At 64.8% G+C, this 21410-nt stretch carries 18 protein-coding genes; 8 read left to right on the top strand and 10 right to left on the bottom strand.

What is annotated here, in order from left to right; genetic code table 11:
- Window positions 1-138 precede the first annotated feature (138 nt).
- Both AC16HO_RS12350 and metJ read right to left on the bottom strand, forming a co-directional pair.
- Window positions 139-1806, bottom strand: coding sequence for a glycoside hydrolase family 44 protein (locus tag AC16HO_RS12350; RefSeq protein WP_484335452.1), 1668 nt, complete (start codon window positions 1804-1806; stop codon window positions 139-141).
- 317 nt (window positions 1807-2123) lie between these two features.
- Entirely contained in the window at window positions 2124-2501 is a 378-nt protein-coding gene (gene metJ, locus AC16HO_RS12345; protein ID WP_484335451.1) for a met regulon transcriptional regulator MetJ, read from the bottom strand.
- A gap of 295 nt (window positions 2502-2796) precedes the next feature.
- Between metJ and AC16HO_RS12340 the strand changes: the two genes are divergently transcribed.
- A complete protein-coding gene (locus tag AC16HO_RS12340; RefSeq protein WP_484335450.1) occupies window positions 2797-2925 on the top strand; it encodes a hypothetical protein in 129 nt (42 codons plus the stop codon).
- A 139-nt stretch (window positions 2926-3064) separates the two neighbouring features.
- Here AC16HO_RS12340 and gcvH read toward each other — a convergent pair whose 3' ends face one another.
- A complete protein-coding gene (gene gcvH, locus AC16HO_RS12335) occupies window positions 3065-3463 on the bottom strand; it encodes a glycine cleavage system protein GcvH (RefSeq protein WP_484335449.1) in 399 nt (132 codons plus the stop codon).
- A gap of 94 nt (window positions 3464-3557) precedes the next feature.
- Entirely contained in the window at window positions 3558-4643 is a 1086-nt protein-coding gene (gcvT, locus tag AC16HO_RS12330; protein WP_484335448.1) for a glycine cleavage system aminomethyltransferase GcvT, read from the bottom strand.
- A gap of 129 nt (window positions 4644-4772) precedes the next feature.
- On the opposite strand from gcvT, the gene AC16HO_RS12325 reads away from it, so the two are divergent.
- The 4 genes from AC16HO_RS12325 to AC16HO_RS12310 are packed head-to-tail and all read left to right on the top strand — an operon-like array spanning window position 4773 to window position 7601.
- On the top strand, window positions 4773-5804 hold the full coding sequence (locus AC16HO_RS12325) for a metallophosphoesterase family protein (RefSeq protein ID WP_395641708.1): 1032 nt from the start codon (window positions 4773-4775) through the stop codon (window positions 5802-5804).
- 40 nt (window positions 5805-5844) lie between these two features.
- Window positions 5845-6213: a cupredoxin domain-containing protein gene (locus AC16HO_RS12320; RefSeq protein WP_395641707.1), complete on the top strand. Its 369-nt coding sequence runs from the start codon at window positions 5845-5847 to the stop codon at window positions 6211-6213.
- A 25-nt stretch (window positions 6214-6238) separates the two neighbouring features.
- A complete protein-coding gene (locus AC16HO_RS12315; protein ID WP_395641706.1) occupies window positions 6239-6817 on the top strand; it encodes a sigma-70 family RNA polymerase sigma factor in 579 nt (192 codons plus the stop codon).
- Window positions 6807-7601: an anti-sigma factor family protein gene (locus tag AC16HO_RS12310; protein WP_395641705.1), complete on the top strand. Its 795-nt coding sequence runs from the start codon at window positions 6807-6809 to the stop codon at window positions 7599-7601. Before AC16HO_RS12315 ends, AC16HO_RS12310 begins: the two co-directional genes overlap by 11 nt.
- 40 nt (window positions 7602-7641) lie before the next feature.
- On the opposite strand, the gene AC16HO_RS12305 is transcribed toward AC16HO_RS12310, so the two are convergent.
- The 5 genes from AC16HO_RS12305 to AC16HO_RS12285 all read right to left on the bottom strand — a co-directional run bounded on the left by AC16HO_RS12305 (window position 7642) and on the right by AC16HO_RS12285 (window position 12353).
- Entirely contained in the window at window positions 7642-7869 is a 228-nt protein-coding gene (locus AC16HO_RS12305; protein WP_395641704.1) for a hypothetical protein, read from the bottom strand.
- Window positions 7870-7890: 21 nt separating this feature from the next.
- Entirely contained in the window at window positions 7891-8319 is a 429-nt protein-coding gene (locus AC16HO_RS12300) for an NfeD family protein (RefSeq protein WP_395641703.1), read from the bottom strand.
- Window positions 8320-8350: 31 nt separating this feature from the next.
- On the bottom strand, window positions 8351-9337 hold the full coding sequence (locus AC16HO_RS12295; RefSeq protein ID WP_395641702.1) for an SPFH domain-containing protein: 987 nt from the start codon (window positions 9335-9337) through the stop codon (window positions 8351-8353).
- An 87-nt stretch (window positions 9338-9424) separates the two neighbouring features.
- A complete protein-coding gene (locus AC16HO_RS12290) occupies window positions 9425-11731 on the bottom strand; it encodes a protein kinase domain-containing protein (RefSeq protein ID WP_395641701.1) in 2307 nt (768 codons plus the stop codon).
- Window positions 11732-11789: 58 nt separating this feature from the next.
- Window positions 11790-12353 (bottom strand): ECF-type sigma factor, encoded by a 564-nt coding sequence (locus tag AC16HO_RS12285; RefSeq protein WP_395641700.1) that lies wholly within the window; start codon window positions 12351-12353, stop codon window positions 11790-11792.
- Window positions 12354-12523: 170 nt separating this feature from the next.
- Between AC16HO_RS12285 and AC16HO_RS12280 the strand changes: the two genes are divergently transcribed.
- Window positions 12524-16432, top strand: coding sequence for a hypothetical protein (locus AC16HO_RS12280; RefSeq protein WP_395641699.1), 3909 nt, complete (start codon window positions 12524-12526; stop codon window positions 16430-16432).
- Between the two features lie 164 nt (window positions 16433-16596).
- Window positions 16597-18546, top strand: a complete 1950-nt coding sequence (locus tag AC16HO_RS12275; RefSeq protein ID WP_395641698.1) for a Kelch repeat-containing protein — start codon at window positions 16597-16599, stop codon at window positions 18544-18546.
- A gap of 137 nt (window positions 18547-18683) precedes the next feature.
- Here AC16HO_RS12275 and AC16HO_RS12270 read toward each other — a convergent pair whose 3' ends face one another.
- On the bottom strand, window positions 18684-20018 hold the full coding sequence (locus AC16HO_RS12270) for a sensor histidine kinase (protein ID WP_395641697.1): 1335 nt from the start codon (window positions 20016-20018) through the stop codon (window positions 18684-18686).
- 137 nt (window positions 20019-20155) lie between these two features.
- On the opposite strand from AC16HO_RS12270, the gene sorA reads away from it, so the two are divergent.
- Complete coding sequence (sorA, locus tag AC16HO_RS12265; RefSeq protein ID WP_395641696.1) at window positions 20156-21400, top strand: SorA family sulfite dehydrogenase catalytic subunit; 1245 nt, start codon at window positions 20156-20158, stop codon at window positions 21398-21400.
- Window positions 21401-21410: the final 10 nt, after the last annotated feature.

Genomic DNA, 21410 nt, shown 5'->3' with positions numbered 1-21410 from the left:
GCAACTTTCCGGCCAACCGCGTCATCGGGCATCTCGGCCCCCTGACACGGCCACAGTGCGGTAAGCGCAAAGGTAACTCACTGTGACGGCCGTCGCAAATGCGCACTCGCTTCCCGCCGGCCAGGCCGGCCCGATGCACTACTCGAAACCGTCCTTGAAGATTTCGTCATTGTCTGGCACTACCAGCAAACTGGCCGATAGCGCCGGTAACGCGGTCAGGGTGAGCGACGGGCTGTTCATGCTGCCGCTGCCGGTTTGTGCAAGCGCCGTCGCGCCGGTGAAGCCGTACAGTTTCCACGCCGCCACATGAGGGGTATTGAAGGTCAGTGACACATCATGGGCGACGCTGTCCTTGTTGGTCAGCAGCACGAACGTACGGGCATCGCCGTGGAAGGCATAGGCGCCGATCTGGTCGACATTGGCGCTGGTCGCACCGACGCTATCGCCCAGCACTTTCGATCCGGAGCCGTCATAGTTCAGGAAAATCGAAAAACCCTTCTCGGCGTTCGTGCCGGCAGCTGGCGCAATCCAGCGCGTGGCCATGTCCACGCCCTCACGAGCGAAGATCGCCAACACTTCGGCCTGCGCCACGGCGCCGCTCACGGTACCGTCGTTGCCCCAGTTGTATTCGGTGATCGCCAGCTTGGTGCCGGGACAGTACTGGCTGATCCAGGCGCGCACCCGCGGAATCAGATCGGGCTTGTCGTAATGGTTGGCGTCGGCATCGCCGAGGTTGGCGATCCACGATTCCGAAACCCAAGTTGGATCGTACAGCTCTTTCAGCGCACGCAGCCGCACGCGGGCGGTCGCTGGATCGTCGGCGTCGCTGAGTGATACGTTGGTGCCTTGCGGGTAATAATGCAGATCGAGATAGTCAACCAGGTGCTTGCCGCCGGACAACGGGTTCGCGCAAACCTGCTGCAGGTACCAGGCCACGAACGGCAGGCCGCCATGGGCTAGGCGATCGGTGCCGTCCACGCAATTGTCCGCGGCCGAACCGAACAGATCGCAGTAGCCCCACGTCACCGGTCCGGTCACCAGCGCACCTGGCTCCTGCTGCTTGATCGCGCTCGCGTAGGCGACGGTCTTGCTCCAGATTTCGTCGTACGTCGCCGGAGCAGGATGCACGTCGCGATGGGTGGAATTCCACAACATCACTTCGTTGTCTAGCGTGTATAGCTTCACGCCGCCGTTCGCCGCAATGCCGAACGCGGATTGCAGATGCGCGATCCAGCCTTGTTCGAACGATGGCGGCGCGACCACCGACGTATCCGCCGGATCGTTGCCGGTAATTGCCGTGCCGTTGGTGCGATACCCGTTGCCGGCGTTGGTGTCCCAGGGATCGACTGACTGTTGTGCGCCGTACTTCGCCACCGAAAAGCCGACCGTGTAGGGATGCTGCTTCGCACTGTCCGGTCGCGGCGTCCAGCCGATGGTCGGAATCGTCAGCAGCGGCTGCGCGCCCGCGCCAAACGCGCCGTGCACAAACGTGTCGGCGGAATTGCCGGCGGGCGGTGTGCCGGCGCAGGTCGGCGCCGTGCAATCCGGGATGTTTTCGAAGTAATAGTCGTTCGCCGTGTTGTGAAAATCCGTCTGCCAGTTGTAGCGCGTGGTCGAATTTCCTCCCCAGCGATCCACGGTGTAACCCATCTGCGCGTTGCGGGACGTATCACCGTAGGCCACGCCAAAAATCAGCGGGCTGAACGGATGCACGTTGGCGGTCAGATCGACGCCGACATTGACCGCGGCAGCGGCCACGATGCCGGACCAAAGCACTGCCGGCAGCGATACAATGATCTTGCGCACGCACCAATCTCCGATGAAGGGATATCGAGACTAGGCATGCCGAGATGCGCAAACCAGCGACTGCATCACAGTGTGGTCTGCAGAAGAAACCGGGAATATGAGAACTGGGGTTAAGGACTCTCCCTGCGCTGGGCAAGTCACAGGGAGAGTGAACCGTACTGCTGAAAGTTATTGCTTTGGCATTTCCGGTCGTGAAGTCGGGCTTGCGCCCGGCTTCAGGACATTTCCGGATGCGGGTTCCTCATCCGGTCGGCTCAGGCTGTTCCGTCAGCCGTGCAAGGAGCCTGGTATTGCAAGTGGTTACAAGGTGCGAAGTCTTACTTCTTCTTCGCGGTCTTGCGAGCGGTCTTCTTGGCGGCCTTGGCCTTCACGGTTTTCTTGGCGGCCTTCTTAGCGGGTTTCTTTTTTGCAGCTTTCTTCGTAGCCATATCGCGTCTTAGCTCCTCGTCAGTGGGTAGTTGCTGCCCAGTAAAAGCGTGCAGGAACGCTTCGCACAGCAGGTCGCTGTTCGTTGCGTGCCTGAGGTTGTTCACTTGCCGGCGTGTACGTTCATCGGAGAGAAGTCTGAGCACGTGAAGCGGTATCGACACCGTCACTTTTTTCACGGCGACAGATTTGTGGCCGTGCTCAATGTAAGGTTGTACGAACTTCGCTCCCGCCATAAATCCTGCAATGCGCGTGTAACGCCGGGGCAAAAATTATTCCCGGTTTTTTTTCCTGTCAACAGGTTTTTGCAACCCGTCCCAGGCAAACCGCGGTTGCGAAACACGCAACGCAAGCGCGATGGCTACGCCACAAATCACTGGCGAGCACACAAAGTCCAATCTGATTTAGACGCCTATACGTCTTTCATCCCAATCCACAAACACAGGCCGATGTCATCCCGCCATTTTGGAAGATGGCGCGCAACCCCAGCAAACATGCGGGCTGCAAGCAATCGCACTGTCTTCGTGACGCAACGACACTCGCGTCATCCGCAATACAACAACCATGCGCACGTATCTTTCGATTCACGATGCCGGACACAGCCCGGCCAGGCGCGAGACCCTCGAATATCACCGCCTGGCCGGCGCTGTTGCCCCTAAAAAAATATTTCTTCCCGAGGTGAAAAACGCGTGATCGAACGCAGTGATTGCGCAAAATTGCGCAACTTTTTCGAACCCGCAAACGCATCGCGCGCATCGGGTGACGATGCGCGCGAGGAAAATTCTGGAAGATTATTTCGTGCAGCGCGTGACACAGCACGCATGCGTTCGCGTCAGTGTTCTTCGTTTTCGATCAGCTCGGCGTACGCATCCGGATCAAGAAGCTCTTCGGATTCTTCGGCAAGGTTGCTCGGTTTCACGACGAAGATCCAGCCTTCACCGAACGCGTCTTCGTTGATCGTTTCCGGTTTGTCCGCGAGCGCGCTGTTGACCGAAACCACTTCACCGGAGATCGGCGCGTAGATGTCGGATGCCGCCTTGACGGATTCGACCACGGCACAGGCGTTGCCGGCCTTGACCTCGTCGCCAACACTGGGCAACTCGACGTAGACCAAATCGCCGAGCAGGCCCTGGGCATGATCGGAGATGCCGACCGTGACCGTGCCGTTGTCTTCGATGCGTGCCCATTCGTGGGACTTCATGAATTTCAGATCGCCGGGGATTTCGTTCATGACCGAGATTCCTAGATGTCGATTATTGCGAGGTCCAATGCTGCGATGTCGAATTTCACGATGCCGATTCTACACACGAACTGGCGGGGTGAGGTCAAACGCCATCGATTGGTTTGCCGTCCCTTACAAAAGGATATTTCACGACGCGCACCGGCGCCAGCCTGCCGCGGATATCGACGCTCACGCCGTCCTGCGCACCAGCGGGCACGCGTGCGAACGCGATCGCCTTGCCGAGAGTCGGCGAGAACGTGCCGGAAAGGATTTCGCCGTCGCCGTGCGCGGTCACGACGCGCTGGCCGTGGCGCAGCACGCCTTTCTCGTCCATCACCAGGCCCACCATCGCGCGCGCGACGCCAGCGGCCTTTTGCTTTTCCAATGCGGCGCGACCGATGAAGTCGCGGCCTTCGTCGAGCGCGACCGTCCACGCGAGGCCCGCTTCCCACGGGGTGATGGCTTCATCCATGTCCTGACCATACAGATTCATGCCAGCCTCCAGGCGCAGCGTGTCGCGTGCGCCGAGGCCCGCCGGCTTGACACCTGCGGCGAGCAGCCTGTTCCACAATTCCACGGCCTGCGCCTCGGGCACGATGATCTCGTAACCGTCCTCGCCGGTGTAGCCGGTCCGGGCAATGAACAAGCCGTCGCCCTCGCAGGCGACGAACTTGCCGATCTTGGCGGCCTTCTCGCGCGTGCCCGGACTCAATAGTGATTGCACCTTGGCCCGCGCGTTCGGCCCTTGCACGGCGATCATGGCCAGGTCCTTGCGCTCGGTGACCTTGACGCCAAACGCGGGGGCGTGCTTTTCGATCCAGGCCAAGTCTTTATCGTGCGTGGCCGCGTTGACCACGACGCGGAAGAAATCCTCGGCTAGGTAATAGACGATCAGGTCGTCGATCACCCCGCCCTGCTCGTTCAACATGCATGAATACAGCGCTTTGCCCGGGACTTTCAGCTTGTCGATGCTGTTGGCGAACAGATGGCGCAGGAAATCCCGCGTGTTGGCGCCGTGCAGATCGACCACGGTCATGTGCGAGACGTCGAACATGCCGGCGTCGCGGCGCACGGCATGGTGTTCCTCGATCTGCGAACCGTAATTGAGCGGCATGTCCCAGCCGCCGAAATCGACCATCTTCGCGCCGAGCGCACGGTGGGCATCGTTCAAAATCGTCTTGTTCGTCATCGGAAGCATCCGGCAGGTCGGGGGCCATTCCCGGCGTTGATCGGCTCTGCCTCTCGAACGCCGGAACTTGTCACTGCAAACGCCGCTTGTTGGCGATTCCAGTAATTATCGCATGCCGGGAATAAAACCGTGCTGCGCACGATCTTGTACGTCGAGTCCCTCACCCGCCACCAGGAAACCACCATGGATACGAACGACAAAACCCCGCCCCTCGCGATCAACGACAGACATGACCCGAATCGCCGCAAAGCCTTGAGTTGCCTCGCCGCCTGGACTGGCGCCGCCGTGGTCTGGACCGTGGCCGGCGGCGTACCGCGCGCGCTCGGCGCCACCACCGACGGCAAGACCGCCGCCGCCGCCAAGAATGCGCTCACCTTCGTCCAGATCAGCGACACCCACTTCGGCTTCAACAAGCCCGCCAACCCCGACATCGTCGGATCCTATCGTCGTGCCGTCGCCGACATCCATTCCCTGCCGCAGGCGCCGGCCTTCATCCTGCACACCGGCGACATCACCCACCTCTCCAAGGCCGACGAGTTCGGTCGGGCCCGCGAGCTGTTCCAGGAGCTGAAGGTCGACCGCCTGCACACCGTGCCCGGAGAACACGACACGATCGACGACGGCCTCACCGGCTACCTCAAGTTCTTCGACCACGACGGCAAAGGCAAAGGCTGGTACAGCTTCGATCAGGGCGGCGTGCATTTCATCGGCCTGACCAACACGCTCAACTTCAAGATGGGCACGATGACCTCGCTCGGCGAGGAACAACTCGCCTGGCTCAAGTCGGACCTGGCGCGCATCTCGCATTCCACGCCCGTCGTCGTGCTTGCGCACATCCCGATGTGGACGGTGTACGCGCAATGGGGCTGGGGCACGGCCGACGCCGACCAGGCGATGGCCCTGCTGCGTCCGTTCGGTTCGGTCACCGTGCTCAACGGACACATCCACCAGGTGCTGCAGAAGGTCGAGGGCAACGTCGCCCTGCACACCGCCATGTCGCTCGCCTACCCGCTGCCGACTCCGGGACAGGAAGGCATCGGCGAACCGGGACCGCTCAAGGTGCCGGCCGGCGAACTCGGCAAGCGCCTTGGCGTCCGCCAGCTCAGCGTCGTGCGCGGGCATCGCGAACTGGCGCTGATCGACCGCCCGCTCGATCGCTGATCACCCGGCGCACAAGCCTCATTCTCGGATGCCCATATATATGTACGAATTCACCACCCGCCTTGCCGCGACGCCTGCCCGCGTCGCCGCCATTCTCGTCACGACCTTTTCGATCGCCTTCGCCACGCCGTCGCTGCTCGCCACCCCCACCCCGGCAACGCCGACCATCGACATCACCAAGTTCACCTACGCCCCCAAGGAGATCACCGTTGCTCCCGGCACCAGGATCGTCTGGACCAACCGCGACGAAGTCCCTCACACCGTCACCGCCAAGGACAGGAGCGTCGACTCCAAGGCCATGGATACCGGCGACAAGTTTGAGTATACTTTTACTCAGGAAGGCGATTTCGAGTACTTCTGCGTCGTCCATCCGTTCATGACCGGCGTCGTGCACGTACGCAAGCAGTAGCAAACCCGTATCGAGGCTCGATGCAGTGACCGCGGCGGCAGCACCCGTCTGGATTGGCGAACTCGCGCTGTGTCATCTCGACGCGGCCTACAACCTCGGCCGCTGGCTGCTCGGCAACGAACACGACGCGGCCGACGCCGTGCACGACGCATTCCTGCGTGCTGCGCGCGCGGCCGACACCTACGCCGGCGGCAACGCGCGCGCGTGGTGGCTGGCGATCGTGCGCAACTGCTGCCTGGCGCGGCTCGAAACGCGCAATCGCGATGTGCGCAATATCTCGATCGACAGCGTGTCGAACGACGACGATGCTGCGCGCGGCGGCGGCGCACAACTGCTGCCGCGCAGCGAAGCCAGCGAAATCGAGGACCGCCTCGATCAAGCGCAACGACGCGCACTCATCACGCGCGCACTGCACGAGTTGCCGACCGAATTCCGCGAAACGCTGATCCTGCGCGAGATCGAGGAACTCTCCTACCGCGAGATCGCCGACGTGCTGCAAACGCCCATAGGCACCGTGATGTCGCGCTTGGCGCGCGGCCGTGCGCTGCTGCAGAAAGCCCTGGCCGGAACCGCTGTGACCAGCGAGGTGACGCATGGACTGTAGGACCGCACAAGACACCCTGCCGCTCTACTTCGACGGCGAACTCGACCGTGCCGCGAGCCGCGAATTCGAAACACACCTCGATACCTGCGCAGACTGCCGCGCCGCGCTGATCGAACTCGATGCGCTGCGCACCACGCTGCGCCGCGATGCGCCGCGCCATGCCGCTCCGGAATTGCTGCGCAAGCGCATCGAGAAACTCGCCGGTGCGCAACTGGATGTGCAGGCTCCGGCTTCCGCGCGCCGCGCCGCCGCGCATCCGCCGCGCTGGCTCGCCTACGCCGCATCGACGGTGCTTGCGTTCGCTGCCGGCGGCATGGCCGTCTCGCTATGGAACTCGACTAACCGCAACGCCGAGTCCACACAGGCGTCCGCCAGCGCGCAACTCGCACGCGACCTGTTCGCGAGCCACTGGCGCGCGCTCGCCGCCACCTCGCCGGTCGACGTGATCTCGACCGACCGGCACACGGTCAAGCCCTGGTTCGAAGGCAAGATCGGCATCGCACCCGCGGTGCACGACTTCGCCGAACAGGGTTTCGCCCTCGTCGGCGGGCGCATCGACTATGCCGGCAACCTGCGTGTGCCCGCGCTCGTCTACCGCCACGGCCAGCATCTGATCGACGTGTTCGTGCTGCCGGACTCCGCCACCCTACCCGGCGATGCCCTGCGGCAAACCGGCTACCGGATCGAGGCAGTCAGGCTCGGCGGTCAGAACGCGGCGATCGTGTCGGACATGGATCCTGCCGAGCTGGCGCATTTCGTCCAGCTGCTGGCCGCGACGAAATAAACAGACAGCCGCGCGATGCGTCGATCGAAGCGCCGCGCTTCTACGGACTTCGCTTCGCGACGGATTGCAACAGAGCCCACCCTTTTCCGGTCAGCGCGACGCGACGGCTGTCGCTGGCGTCGACGAAACCGTCGATGCAGGCGTCCTCCCAGATCGACATGCGCGGACACGTGCTGCGCCAGGCCTCCATCACCTCGGCGTACGAGCGGGGCGACGCTGCAATGAATTCCAGCAATTGCAGGGTCAACGCGGCGTGGGCTTGTGACATCGCCGGATCCCGGTCAGTAGGTCAAGCGGCCGCGCGTACTTTCAACGTGGTGCCATCAACGGCGACAACTTCGACTTCCGCGCCGACCGGAAGATCCGGCCCCTCGGCCAGCCACGGCGAATCGCCGATGCGCACCTTGCCGCGGCCGCCGACGATCGGGGTTTCGAGCTTGTAGCGCTTGCCGACGAACTGCTCCGCGCGACGATTGAGCAATGGCCGGTCGCTGCGCTCGTCGATCACGCGGCGCACGAAACGCCAGTAGACGAAGCAACTCGCCAGGGCGAGCACAGCGAACAGCACGGCCTGCACGAGCAAGGAAATTCCCGGCACCAGGAATGTGACGATGCCGAGCGCCGCCGCGGCGAAGCCGATCCAGATCAGGAAGTAGCCCGGTGCGAGCAGTTCGGCGCCGATCAGGACCAGAGCGAGTATCCACCAGCCATAGTGCATGCGATCACTCCGTATCTACGCTTGCGTGCCTTCAGGCCTGATAGTTCGGCGGCAGCGCGGGCGCCTTCGGCGGCGCAGCCGGCTTCGCCGCAGACGCGCCCTGCTGTTCCTGCAGGCTCGACTTCGCCAGTTCGGCGATGCCGGCGAGCGAACCGAGCACGCCGGTCGCCTCCATCGGCAGCAGCATGATTTTCTGGTTCGGTGCGCCGACCATGGCCTTGAGCGCATCGACGTATTTGGTCGCGACGAAGTAGTTGATCGCGTTGATGTCGCCGGCGCGAATCGACTGCGACACCATCTCGGTCGCCTTGGCCTCGGCTTGGGCCTGACGCTCGCGCGCTTCGGCCTCGCGGAACGCGGCCTCGCGCTTGCCTTCGGCGGAGAGAATGGCGGACTGCTTCTCGCCTTCGGCTTTGAGGATCGCCGCCTGGCGCAGGCCTTCGGCCTCGAGGATGTTCGCGCGCTTTTCGCGCTCGGCTTTCATCTGCCGCGCCATCGAATCGATCAGGTTCTGCGGCGGCTGGATGTCCTTGATCTCGATGCGGTTGCACTTCACGCCCCACGGATGCGTCGCCTCGTCGACGACCTTGAGCAGGCGCGCATTGATCTCGTCGCGCTTGGACAGCGACTCGTCGAGATCCATCGAACCGAGCACGGTACGGATGTTGGTCATGATCAGGTTGAGCACGGCCTGGTTGAGGTTGGCGACCTCGTAGGCCGCCTTGGCCGCATCGAGCACCTGGTAGAAGACGACACCGTCGACGCGCACCACGGCGTTGTCCTTGGTGATCACGTCCTGCGAGGGCACGTCGAGCACCTGCTCCATCATGTTCATCTTGTGCCCGACCGAGTGATAGATCGGCATGAGGATGTGCAGACCCGGCTCCATCGTCGAGGTGTAGCGACCGAACGTTTCCTTGGTCCACTCGTAGCCTTGCGGCACGATGCGGATCGTCTTCGAGATGCCGATGAAGATCAGCACCACCAGCACCAATGCGACTACGCCACCACCGCCCATGCTCCTCTCCCCGATCGGCTGTTTGCAGGATCCGAGTATATCGCGCGCATCGGTTGCAATTGCGAAGGATTCATTGCCGCTGCGGCACTATTTTCCCGTCACCCTCGCGGCAAGGCTGGTTGCCGCGTCCAGCGTCGCCTGTGCTTTTTCGCGCCGCCCCGGCTCCAATGTCTTCGCCGCGGCGTAGATTGCCAGCGCCTCCTTCGCCTGCACGATCGCCGCAGCCGCGTCGCCTTGGGCGAGTGCGATCCGCGCAGCGACCGCGTGCAGGTTGCCGAGCTTCTGGTCGTCGGCGCTGAGCGTTTGCGCGGCGAGGTGCAGAGATTCGTCGATCGCCGCAGCCGCCTCGTCGTGACGGCCCAGCTTGGAATACCACAGCGCGAGATTGCCGAGCTTGATCGTCAGGCCCTGATCGACGCCGAGGATCTTGCGGTTCAGCGCGATCGCGCGTTCCTGCGACTTCACCGCAGCGGAGGTGTGACCCATCTCGTCCTGCAAGTAGGCGAGGTTGTTGAGCAGGATCGCCACGTCGAACTCGGCCGGCGCACCCAGTGTTTCGAGTTCGCCCAGTGCGTTCTGGTAGGTCGCAAGTGCCTCGTCGAAACGGCCAAGGCCATCCTGCGCGTTTGCCAGGTTCGACAGGTTCACTGCATGCTCGCGCGGCGACACATCGGGCAGATTTTCCCTGAGGCGCAGCGATTGCCCCGCGCTCGCAAGCGCCTCGGCGTAGCGGCCGGTGTCGGCGAACAGCGCGGCCTCGTCGTTGAGCAGATCGGCGCGTTGCCGGCGCCCGCGTGCATCGTCCGTGCAATGGGCGAGCGCCTGCCGATACAGTGCGCCGGCCTCGTCGTAGCGGCCCAGTTGCCATTCGAGGTAGGCCTGCGACTGCAGGATTTGCGCGTACTCGTTGCCGCCCGCGTGCATGCGCAGCGCGGCGGCGAGATCGAGCTGGGCTCTGGCGTCGCCGTTGCGATTGAGCACCGCGTAGGCCTGACCGATCGCACGCCGGATATCCGCTTCGAGCAGCGGCTGGCCGGCCAGGCGCAGCGGAATTTCAGCGACGGCGCGATCGATCGCATCGACCAGCAGCGGCGGCTTGCCACCGTAGTACGGATTGGCGTTGCCGATCAGGTTGACCAGAAACTCGTTGCCACGTTCGGCGCGCTCGGCCGCGGCGCGCGCATGCCGCGCCTGGACGATGGCGACGCCGAAGCCGCCGATCAGTGCGAGCATCGCGACCGTCGCGGCGCCCACGGCGATGCGGTTGCGCACGACGAATTTGCGCAAAGTATAGAATTTGCCTTGACCCAGTGCGGCGACCGGTCGCCCTTCGGCAAAGTTGTGCAGGTCAGCGGCGAAGGCTTCGGCGGAAGCGTAGCGTTGCTGCGGATCGCGCGCGAGCGCGGCCAGCAGCACGCGGTCGAGGTCGCCGCGCAGCGCGCGCCGGCGCGCTGCGGCATCGGCCAGGCTCGCGTCGACCGTCGCGCTCGGCAGCGCGGGCTCCTCGCGCAGCAGGGCGTGGATGCGTGCCGCGCCCTCGCCCGCATGCGCAAACGGGCGCACACCGGTGAGGAGTTCGTGCAGCACGACGCCGAGCGCGTAGACGTCGGTAGCGGTCGTCACCGCTTCGCCGCGCTGCTGCTCGGGCGCGGCATAGTCGAGCGTGAGCAGACGTTGGCCGGTGCCGGTCGGCGCGGAGGCATCGCTTGCCTCGAGTATTTTCGCGATGCCGAAGTCGAGCAGCTTCGGCGTGCCGTCGGTGCCGACGAGGATGTTCGACGGCTTCAGGTCGCGATGCACGATCAGGTTCTGATGTGCGTAGCGCACACCTTCGCAGATCTGGAGCATCAGTGCGACGCAGGCACGCACGTCTAGCGCTCGGTTACGCGCGAACGCGGTGACCGGCATGCCATCGACGTACTCCATCGCGAAATACGGCGTGCCGCGCGCATCGACGCCGCCATCGATCAGGTGGGCGATGTTCGGGTGCTCGAGCCGCGCGAGAATCTGCCGTTCCTGGCGGAAGCGCTGCAGCAGGCCCGGCGTCGGATATGCCACCTGCTTGATCGCCACGCATTGCTCGTACTCGCCGTCTGCGCGTTCGGCCAGCCAGACCTCGCCCATGCCGCCGACGCCGAGCGAGCGCAGCACGCGCCACGGACCGAAGCGCCGCGGAACTTCTTCCGCGGCAGCCTGCGCATGCGCCTGTGCGATCAGGCCCGGCGGGATTTCGAGAAAGGTGTCGAGGGACGAATCGGCGGCGAGCCAGCGCTCCAGCGCTGCGCGCAGCGCCGCATCGTCGCCGCAGGCGCGCGCGACGAACGCACCGCGCTCGGTCGCGGGCAGATCCAGTGCGGCATCGAACAAATCGTGCAGGCGTTGCGGTTCTGCCATCGTCGTGCCCTTCACTCCCGCAGCGGGAAACGAGATCCAGCGGACGGAAACGCCACCCTCACTCCGGATTCAGGGTGAGGTACAGTTGCACCTTGGCACGCCGCCAGTCACGGTTGAGCGTGCGTTCGCTGACCTGCTGCAGGTTTGCGATCTGGTCGAGGCCGAGGCCGGCGAAGTAGCGCAGCTCGACCAGCCTTGCCAGACGCGGTTCCTCGCGGTCAAAACGGTCGAGCGCCTCGTTGAGGCGCAACAGCGCTTCGGGCCCGAGCTCGCCACTGGCGACGTCGAACGCGGCATCGATGTCGACCAGTTCGCGCCGCGCGCCGCCGCGCTTGTCTGCCACCTGAGCGCGTGCGCGATCGATCACGATCTGGCGCATCGCACGCGCCGCGAGCGAGAAGAAATGTTCGCGATCGCTGAGTCCGCGCTCACCGGGCTGGGCAAGCTTGAGATACGCCTCGTGCACGAGACCCGTGGTGTTCAAGGTCTGCCCGCCGGCACGGGCAAGCTGGATGTGCGCCAGGCGCTTCAGTTCGGTGTACACGTGCGCAAACAGCCGGCGCAACGCCTCGGCGTTGCCGTCGTTCGCGGCGTAAATCAGTTCGGTAACGCTTTCGGACATCACCCGCCCCTGCAGGGTCGTCGGGAAGTATAGCAATGCGCCGCTCCGATCCGGACGCAGGCAAACTCCCGATGTCGTTTTCGCCGCAGTTTTCCGTTTCCCCCGATGAAACGAGTACTGCCCGGCATCCGTTCCACCGGGCGCAACCGCAGGCCAGCCGGACCATTCCGATGAAAACGACGAAGTGCCTCATCTTCCTGATGTTCGTGACCCTCTGCGCCGCGATGTCGCCCATCGCCGCAGCCCCACCCACCGCGGTCGACCTTGACCAGCAAGGGCTGACCGGCACATGGATCAGCCCGTCCATGCCCGGGCAAAGCCTGTCACTGCAGGTGCTGCCGGATCTCAACGGTCCCGGTCGCGCCAGCGTGTTCGCCGGCTGGTTCACCTTCAATGCCCTGCGCAGCGTCGATGCACGCAACCAGCAATGGTTCACCTTGCAGGGCGAGGCCGTTGCCGGCGAGACCGGCATGAACATGACGATCTACCAGAGCACGAACGGCAGCTTCGATTCGGCGACTCCGACCAGCGTAGTGACTGCCGGCCAGGCGACATTGACCTTTGCCGACTGCAATCACGCCACGCTGGACTACACGTTCGAGGATTCCGCGCGCGGCACGATCGTCGAACCGATCGACTGGCGCCTGCCGAAGAGCGGCACGATCCCGCTGTTGCGCAAAGGGGTCGGCCCGACCTGCGCCGAACCGGGCCCCGGCGCCGCTCCGGTCGGCATCGCCGGCCTTTCCGGCGCTTGGTACGATGTTGGCAAGAACGGCCAGGGTCTGTTCGTCGACGTCGACCCGCTGAGCAGCGTACTCACGGCGAGCTGGGCCACCTATGTCCCGCCGGGCAGCGAAAGCAAATTCGTCGGCACGGGACGCCAGCGCTGGTACACGCTGCGCGCGCCGATCCTGGACCTGGCATCGATGCCCGGCATCCCGATCTATTCCAGCGTCGGCGGCACGTTCGACGGCTCCACTGCGGTGACCAGCATGCCGGTGGGCAGTGCCACGCTCGGCTTCGACGACTGTGGCCGCGCCAGGCTCGACTACGCATTCACCGTGGGCGACAACGCCGGCTTGCTGGGTTCGATCCAGCTCACGCACCTCGCCGACAGCCGATCGTGCAACGCGACCTCGCTTGCCGTTCCGGGCGAAGTGAACATTCCGCAGGGCATCGATCCGGGCGCACTCACCGCGCTCGGCGCATTCAGCGAAACCCGCGTGGACGCGCAAGGTCGCTTCACGTTGCCGCGTAGCGGCGGAGCACCGAATCTGGCCGGAGTCGTCCACGACACCGGCGGCGTATTGTGGTTCGGCATGCTCGACAACGCGATCGCGCCGAAGGTCACCTTCGACGCACACAGCAGCGCGGTCGCGCTGCTGTTCCAGGCGATCGGCGGGCAATTGCTCACTACCGATCAGCGCCGCCAGGCGATACGTTTGATCGAGCAGGATCCGGCCACGACGACGCTCGAGCAGGTGATCATCGCCGAGCAGAAGAAAAATCCGTTCGTCATGGACAACCTGAGTTCCGCGGTCGTCGAGGCGCTCAACTCGGCCGTGGCGGGTTGGCTGCCTTCGGCGCAGGCGGTCGCCACGTTGCGCGGCGCCACGCGCGTGCTCGGTCGCGTCGCCAGCCTGGTGTCGACGTCGAACCATTCGCCACGCGTCACCGCAGCGGCCGAAAACAGCAGCGCGCCGCAACAGTTGCTGCTGCTCGGCGAGGCCGAACAAAGCGGCTTCACCCTGCTGCTGAACGATGACAATGCCAGCGTGCGCCTGCAGAACAGCAAGCGCCGGCCCGGCACGGCCCGGGTTTTCGTCACCGGCTATACCGACGAGGACGGCATCCACACCACCCTGCCCAGCGTGCAGATGCAGGGCGACAAAACCCCGATCCCGGCGACGCGGCGACTGACGGCATTCTCGGCGTTCGGTTCGATCGGCAGCCTGCTGAGCGCGGCATGGCGAGGAAAGGACGTAGCCACCGGAACGATTCCCTGGTCGCCGATCGAGTCGCCGACGATTTCGATCGGCGGCCGCGACCGCGCCGTCACGACCGACGTCGACCTCGTCGTCATGGCCGGCGTGTGGAACGGCCAGCACCCGAGCCTTGGCGCCAGCTACGCGAACTACGCGGACCTGATCGACAACGACCTGTTCCGGTTGCGCGCCAAGCAGGTATTCGACGCGACGATCATGGCGATCCTCGAGAACCTGGGCATCGGCGGTGCTGCGGCGTCGAACCTGCCGGAAGATACGACGATCCGCCTGCTGAACTACATGGCCAACCCGGACTTCGATGCGATCCTGTTGCAGATCCGCGAAGGTACTTCGTTCTACAGCGCGTTCCGCGGCCTCATGAGCTACCTCGACAAGGCCCACCTTGAGACCCTGTTCGAGGAGGAAACGTACTATGCGGCGATCGAACAGTACACGCTGGCCGCCCAGGAAACGACGGCGATCAACGCCGCGGCGCTGCAAGTCAACCTGCAACAGGTGAAGACCGCTGCGACCAACGCGCGCAACAAATTGGTCAATGCCGGCCGGCGCGTGGTCGCGGCCGTCAGCGCCGTGCTCGCGGGCGTCGACACGCTGGCACAGGGTGCCGACCAGCTCAACGGCGACAACCAGATCAGCATCTTCCATCTCAAGGTCGTGCGTCCCACGGTGCGCCTGGAGCCGCGCGACGGCAAGGTCAACCTCGGCGACTCCTTGCGGCTCAAGGCCACCGTGCGCGGTTTCGAGAACGACCCGAACATCAAATACACCTGGCTGCTCGACACCAGCGATCAGTCCCTGCTCGACGACCTCAACGGTCGGCGCGTCGCCGGCAAGGGCAGCTTCGTCAGTCGGCTGCGTGAAGTCAGCTTCGTCACCGGAAACCTCATAACGCAGGTCGATGCGGCGCACCGGGTAACCGTGCAGGCGTACTTCACCGACAGCCACGGCGAAGACCAGTTGCTCGGCACCGCAACCGTGTCGATCACGATCGACGGTTTCCAGGTGCAGCTCTCTCCGGACGAAGTCCGCATGCCGCACAGCGGCACGCGCACATTCGGCATACTCGTCACGCCGTTCCCGGACGCCAGCACGCTGGCCGCGCTGCGCTACGAGTGGAGCGCAGACACCAACGGCCGCTGCGGCACGCTGACTTCGGCCGGCATCAGCAATTCGATTGCGCATCCGGTCGTGATCACGTCGTCCGCGCACGCAACCTACGCCGGCGATGCGAGCAATCCGCCGAATTGCACCGCCGAGATCGTGTACGTCAAGCTGTTCACGATGATCGACGGCGTGCGCAAGGATATCGGCAAAGCCGATGCGAGGATCACGTTCACCGACTTCGACATCGTTTTCCCGGCGATCGCGCCGGTGCAGATCAACTCGGGCACGTCCGTCGTCGCCACGCTGAGCCCGCCGCCACCGGCCGATGCGAGCGTGGTCTGGACCTGGACGGTCAGCGGCAACGCCAGCATACAGTCGCAGACCGATACCGGCGTGCTCGGCTCGGCGATCATCCTGCGCGCGGGCGGTGTGACGGGCACCGCGACGATCACCGTCAGCGCAACCGTGACGCTGTCGAACGGTCTCGTCGAAAACCTCGGCGCGAAAACGCGCCAGGTGCAGGTCGTCAACGACGGCAAGACGCCGGTAACTTCGGGCGCGACGCAGTTTTACACGACCGATCGCTGCACGATTGCCTACCTGGATATTCCGAAAGTGGCTGGCGCGAACTACTACCGCGTCACCCAGGTATCGGGCTTCGGCCCGTGGCCCGACGTCACACCGTCAAACAATACCGGTGGCTTCACCGTTGCGGAAACACCGCGGGTCAGTGCCGGATCGGTACTGGAGGCCATCGACACTCCGTCGGAGATCTCCTGCCTGGCCTCGCCTAGCAGCTCCGCCCTGATCGGCAACGGCAGCTCGTACCGGCTCATCATCGCGCGCGCGCTGATCGTCGACGGCAACCCGACACCGTCCTGGACCGCCGCGTGGCAGGCCATCTTTGCGAACGCCTACTCCGGCGCCGTGGTGCGCATGGAAGCATTCCACTCGGACATCACGCCGTAGCCGATCGACATCGGGAACCGTTCGCCCTTCGCGCAGCGAAAGGGCGAACGGATTAAGCGCATTGTTTTCGGGGTGTGTCGTTTTGCATGTCGCCTTTGCGTTTCTCCTCGAAAGCCGTTGCTACGCAGCGCCGCCTGGCCTTACCCTGATTCCGGAGAAGACGTATGGCTGCCCGATTTTTTCCTGCCCCGCTGCGCTGCGTTACCGCACTCATTGCCTGTGTCATCACTCTCATGCCACCGTTCGCGCATGCGGCCGGCCTGGCGTCCGCGGCACCCATGACCGTGCCGCGTTCCTATGCCACGGCGGACATGTTGTTTTCGACTGGCAAAGTCCTCGTAACCGGCGGCTACGGCAGCACCAGCTACGAAAACCGCGTCGAGCTCTACGACGCGACCAGCGGCTCCTGGTCCGCAGGTCCGTCCATGGCCACCGCACGCTATCGGCACACCTCGACCGTCCTGTCCGACGGCAAGCACGTGCTCGTCGTCGGCGGACGCAGCGCCTTGGGCGCCGAGACGAGCGCCGAAATCTACGATTCCACCAGCAACACCTGGAGCGGCGCCGCACCGATGGCGGCGGGTCGCATTTACCATTCGGCTACCTTGCTCGGCAACGGCAAAGTTTTGGTTGTCGGCGGCTACGGCAATGGTGGCGTCGTACTCGCGAGCGCCGAGGTGTACGACCCGGCGACGAATTCGTGGAGTTCTGCCGGCACGCTTGCGCAGGCGCGCTTTGAACACGGCGCGATCCTGGCCGGCAGCAACAAGGTGTTCGTCATCGGCGGCGACACCGACGTCACCAACCATCTGCGCGCTGCCAGTGTCGAGATCTACGATCCGGTCACCAATTCCTGGAGCGCCGGCGCACCGATGGCGGTCGCGCGCGATGCGTACTTGCGCGTCGTTGGACTGCCTTCCGGCAAAATTCTGGTCGCCGGTGGCGCGGGCAATGCGAGCAATCTTGCCAGTGCCGAACTGTACGACCCGAGCAGCAACACCTGGAGCGCCGGCGGCAACATGGCGCAGGTACGTTCCGGCCACCGCCTGATCGTGGTGCCGTCGGTTTCCGGCAAGGTGCTGGCTGCGGGCGGGTTCGACGGCAGCGCGTATCTGGCCAATGCCGAAATCTACGATCCCGCATCCAACAGTTGGAGCTCAGCGGGTGTGTTATCGGCGCCACGCTCGGCCTATGCAGCGACAGCGATGACCGCGGGCAAGGTATTGATCGCAGGTGGCGCAATCGGCACCGGCGTTACCGGCGCTGCGGATGCGTACACCGATGGCACCACCGCCCCGCCGACGATCGCGGCGAGCTTCAATCCCGTGTCGATCAGCGCGGGCGCAACCTCGACGTTGAGCATCACGATCACCAACCCCGCATCGAACACGGTGCCGCTGACCGGAGTCGGCTTCAGCGCGACGCTGCCCGCAGGGCTCAGCGTGAATTCGTCGACCGGCGGCCCGATCACCACCACCGCCCCGGGCACGATCAGCGTCAACGGCGCGACGATCGCTGTCGGCGGACAGTTCACGTTTACCGTGCAGGTCGCCGGTTCCACGCCCGGCAACTACGCGCCGGCCTTTGGCCCGGCGAGCGCCACCGGCGCTACGGGCACGGGCAATGTCGCGACGGCGAATCTGAGCGTCACCGCGGCGAGCGTGTCGAATCCGACTGTGACCACGCTGAACGCAACGCCTAATCCGGCGACGGTCGGCCAACCGGTGCTGATGCAGGTCAGCGTGAGCGAGGCGGCCCGCCCGGGGAGCGCGGCGCACCGCGGCATCGCCGCCGCCTCCGGCACTGCGCCCACCGCAGCCAGCGGTACGGTCACCGTCGCCGAAGGCACGAACACCTGCACCGCGACACTCAATGCCTCGGGCAACGGCAGTTGCAGCCTCGTCTTCGCCACACCCGGCACGCACACGCCGAACGCAAGCTACGCCGGTGATGCGACGCATCAGGCTTCGACCAGCGCGCCTTACAGCCTCGTCGTTCTCGTCGCCGTGCCGGCCGCGAATGCCGTGCCTGCGCCGTTGCTCGACCGCGCGGGTTTGCTGCTGCTGGCGATCGGCCTCGGCGGTCTCGTGCTGCGCCGCCGCCGGGCGCACTGAGGAACCGCCGAACAACTCCGGATTCCGTCAAATTCACCCCCGACGAAAGGCTGAATTGCGAACTTGCGCAGAGTCTCCACGTTTGCGCGCGCAGGCAGGATCCATTCGACGCGACGCCCCCGCGCACACGGGGAGTGCTACGCGGATCGCGGCAGCGTCAAGCTCACCGCGAGGCCGCCGCCGTCGCGGTTGGCGAGCGCGATGCGGCCGCCGTGTGCCTCGACGATCTCGCGCGCGAGCGCGAGGCCGAGACCGGTGCCGCTGCGCTTGGTCGAGTAGAACGGCAGCAAGGCGCTGGCGAGCACGGTTTCGCTCATGCCGCTGCCGCGGTCGCGCACTTCGATGCGCACATCGTTGCCGCGTTCGGCGAGCGCAAGTTCGACCTCGTCGCCGGACCCGCCCGCTTCGTGCGCGTTCTTCAGCAGGTTGATCAGCACCTGTTCGACCTGCGCGCGATCGAACGCACCCGCCTGCTTCGGCATCGCGCCGACCAGGCGGAACGGGTATTGCTGTGCAAGGCCATCGAAGAATTTCGCCCACGCCACGTTTTCGATGCGCGGCTGCGGCAGCTTGGCGAATTCCGCATAACCGCCGATGAAGCCGTGCAGGTGACGCGCGCGGCCTTCGATCGTGTCGAACACGGGCGCGAGTTTTTCGGTCGCGCCGCGGCGCGCCAGCTCGCGCCCGGAATGCGCCAGCGAGGAAATCGGCGCCAGCGAGTTGTTGAGCTCGTGGCTGATCACGCGGATGACCTTTTTCCAGGTCTGCACTTCCTGACGCGACATCTCGCGCGTCAGGCGCTTGATCAGCAACATGCGATGCTCGCGGCCATGCAGGCGGAACGTCTTCTGGGCGAGATGGAAGGTTTCTGCCTCGCCGTCGATGTCGACGCTGAACAGGCCATCCTGATGGCCGACCAGCGCGCCGCACAAAACCGGCGGGCAACCTTCGGCAAGTTCGGCGAATGCCATGCCGTTCATCACGCGACCGTCGTTGAGCAACGCGCGCGCGGCGAGGTTCGCGTAGACGACGCGCTGCGCCGCGTCGATCAGCACCAGCGCGGTCGGCGAGTTCTGCACCATCGTGTCGAGCAGCAGTTCGCGCTCGATCAGGTTCTGGCGCTGCTCGCGCAGCACGCGGCCAAGTTCGTTGTGCGCGGCGATCAGCTCGCCGAATTCGTCGCGCCGCGCCTCGACGAGAGAGGTCGAGAAATCGCCGTCGCGGTAGCGCGCGACACCCCCGGACAGCGCGCGCATCAGGCTTTGTACGGGCTTCGCCGCCGCATGTGCGAGCAACAACACCGGAACCACGAGCACGGCGACGGCCAGCGCCGCGGCGAACCATGATGGCAACCACAACGCCAGCAACGTGGTCACCGCACAGCCGGCGATCAATGCCGCGGCAAGCAGCGCGGCGAGCTTGCCTTCGAGTGAAAAGAAGCGCATGCCGCCAAGGCTAACCGAACAAGGCATGCGGCGGGAATCGTGCTGCGCCACCGCAACGATGCGACGCAAAAGGAACCGGCGGCGATTTGTACTATGCTTTGCCCCGGCGGCGGCGACGCGAATGACGCGGACCGCCGTGACATTCATTGCTCGGGGGCTTCGCCATGCGCCATCGATCTCGCAGTGATTCGCCCAATTCTCCACGTAGAAACTTCCTGCAACGCGCCGGCATGCTCGGCCACGGCGGCATGTTCGGCAGCGCACCGCTTGCCGCGCTAGCGGCCGACCGTGTCGTCGACCTGCCGTTCGGCAACGGCACGCGCGCCCTGGTGAAGTATCCGCAGAAGCGGCCGCTGCTGCTCCTGACCGCGCGGCCGCCGCAACTGGAAACCCCGTTCGCGGTGTTCGACGAGAGCATCATCACGCCGAACGATGCGTTTTTCGTACGCTACCACCTCGCCGGCATTCCGACCCGGATCGACACGGCGAAGTATCGCATCGCGGTGCAGGGCAAGGTGACGACGCCGCTGTCGCTCGGCGTCGAGGACTTGAAGAACAACTTCGAGCCGATCGAATACGTCGCGGTCAACCAATGCTCGGGCAACAGCCGCGGCTTCTCCGAGCCGCGCGTGGCGGGCGGCCAGCTCGCCAATGGCGCGATGGGCAACGCGCGCTGGAAGGGCGTGCCGCTCAAGGCGGTGCTCGAAAAAGCCGGCGTGCAGGCCGGCGCGAAGCAGGTCAGCTTCAACGGCCTCGACACGCCGGTGCTGCCGACCACGCCCGACTTCGTCAAGGCGCTCGATCTCGACCACGCGCTCGACGGTGAGGTGATGCTCGCCTACGCGATGAACGGTAACGACCTGCCGATGCTCAACGGCTATCCGGTGCGCCTGATCGTGCCGGGCCATTACGGCACGTACTGGGTCAAGCATCTCTCCGAGATCACGATACTCGATGAGACGTTCGATGGATTCTGGATGAAATCGGCCTATCGCATCCCGGCCAACGCCTGCGCCTGCGTCGAACCCGGCACTGCGCCGGCGAAAACCGTCCCGATCGGGCGCTTCGACGTGCGCTCGTTCATCACCAATCTTGCCGACGGCGCCAAAGTGAAGGCGAACCAGGCGCAGACCGTGCGCGGCATCGCCTTCGACGGCGGCTACGGCATCCGCGAGGTGCTGTTCTCCGACGACGGCGGCGCGAACTGGCGCGCAGCGAAACTCGGCGAGGACCTCGGCAAGTATTCGTTCCGCGCCTGGACGATCGAAACCACGCTCGCACCGGGTGCGCACGCGTTGCAGGTGCGCGCACTCAACCGCATCGGCGCCTCGCAACCGCTCGCGCCGCTGTGGAACCCGCCGGGCTACATGCGCAACGTGGTCGAGACCACGCACGTCGTCGCCGCCTGAGGAGACAGCC

The organism is Rudaea sp., from assembly GCF_057139185.1.
This window is presented reverse-complemented; position numbering and strand designations above follow the sequence as displayed.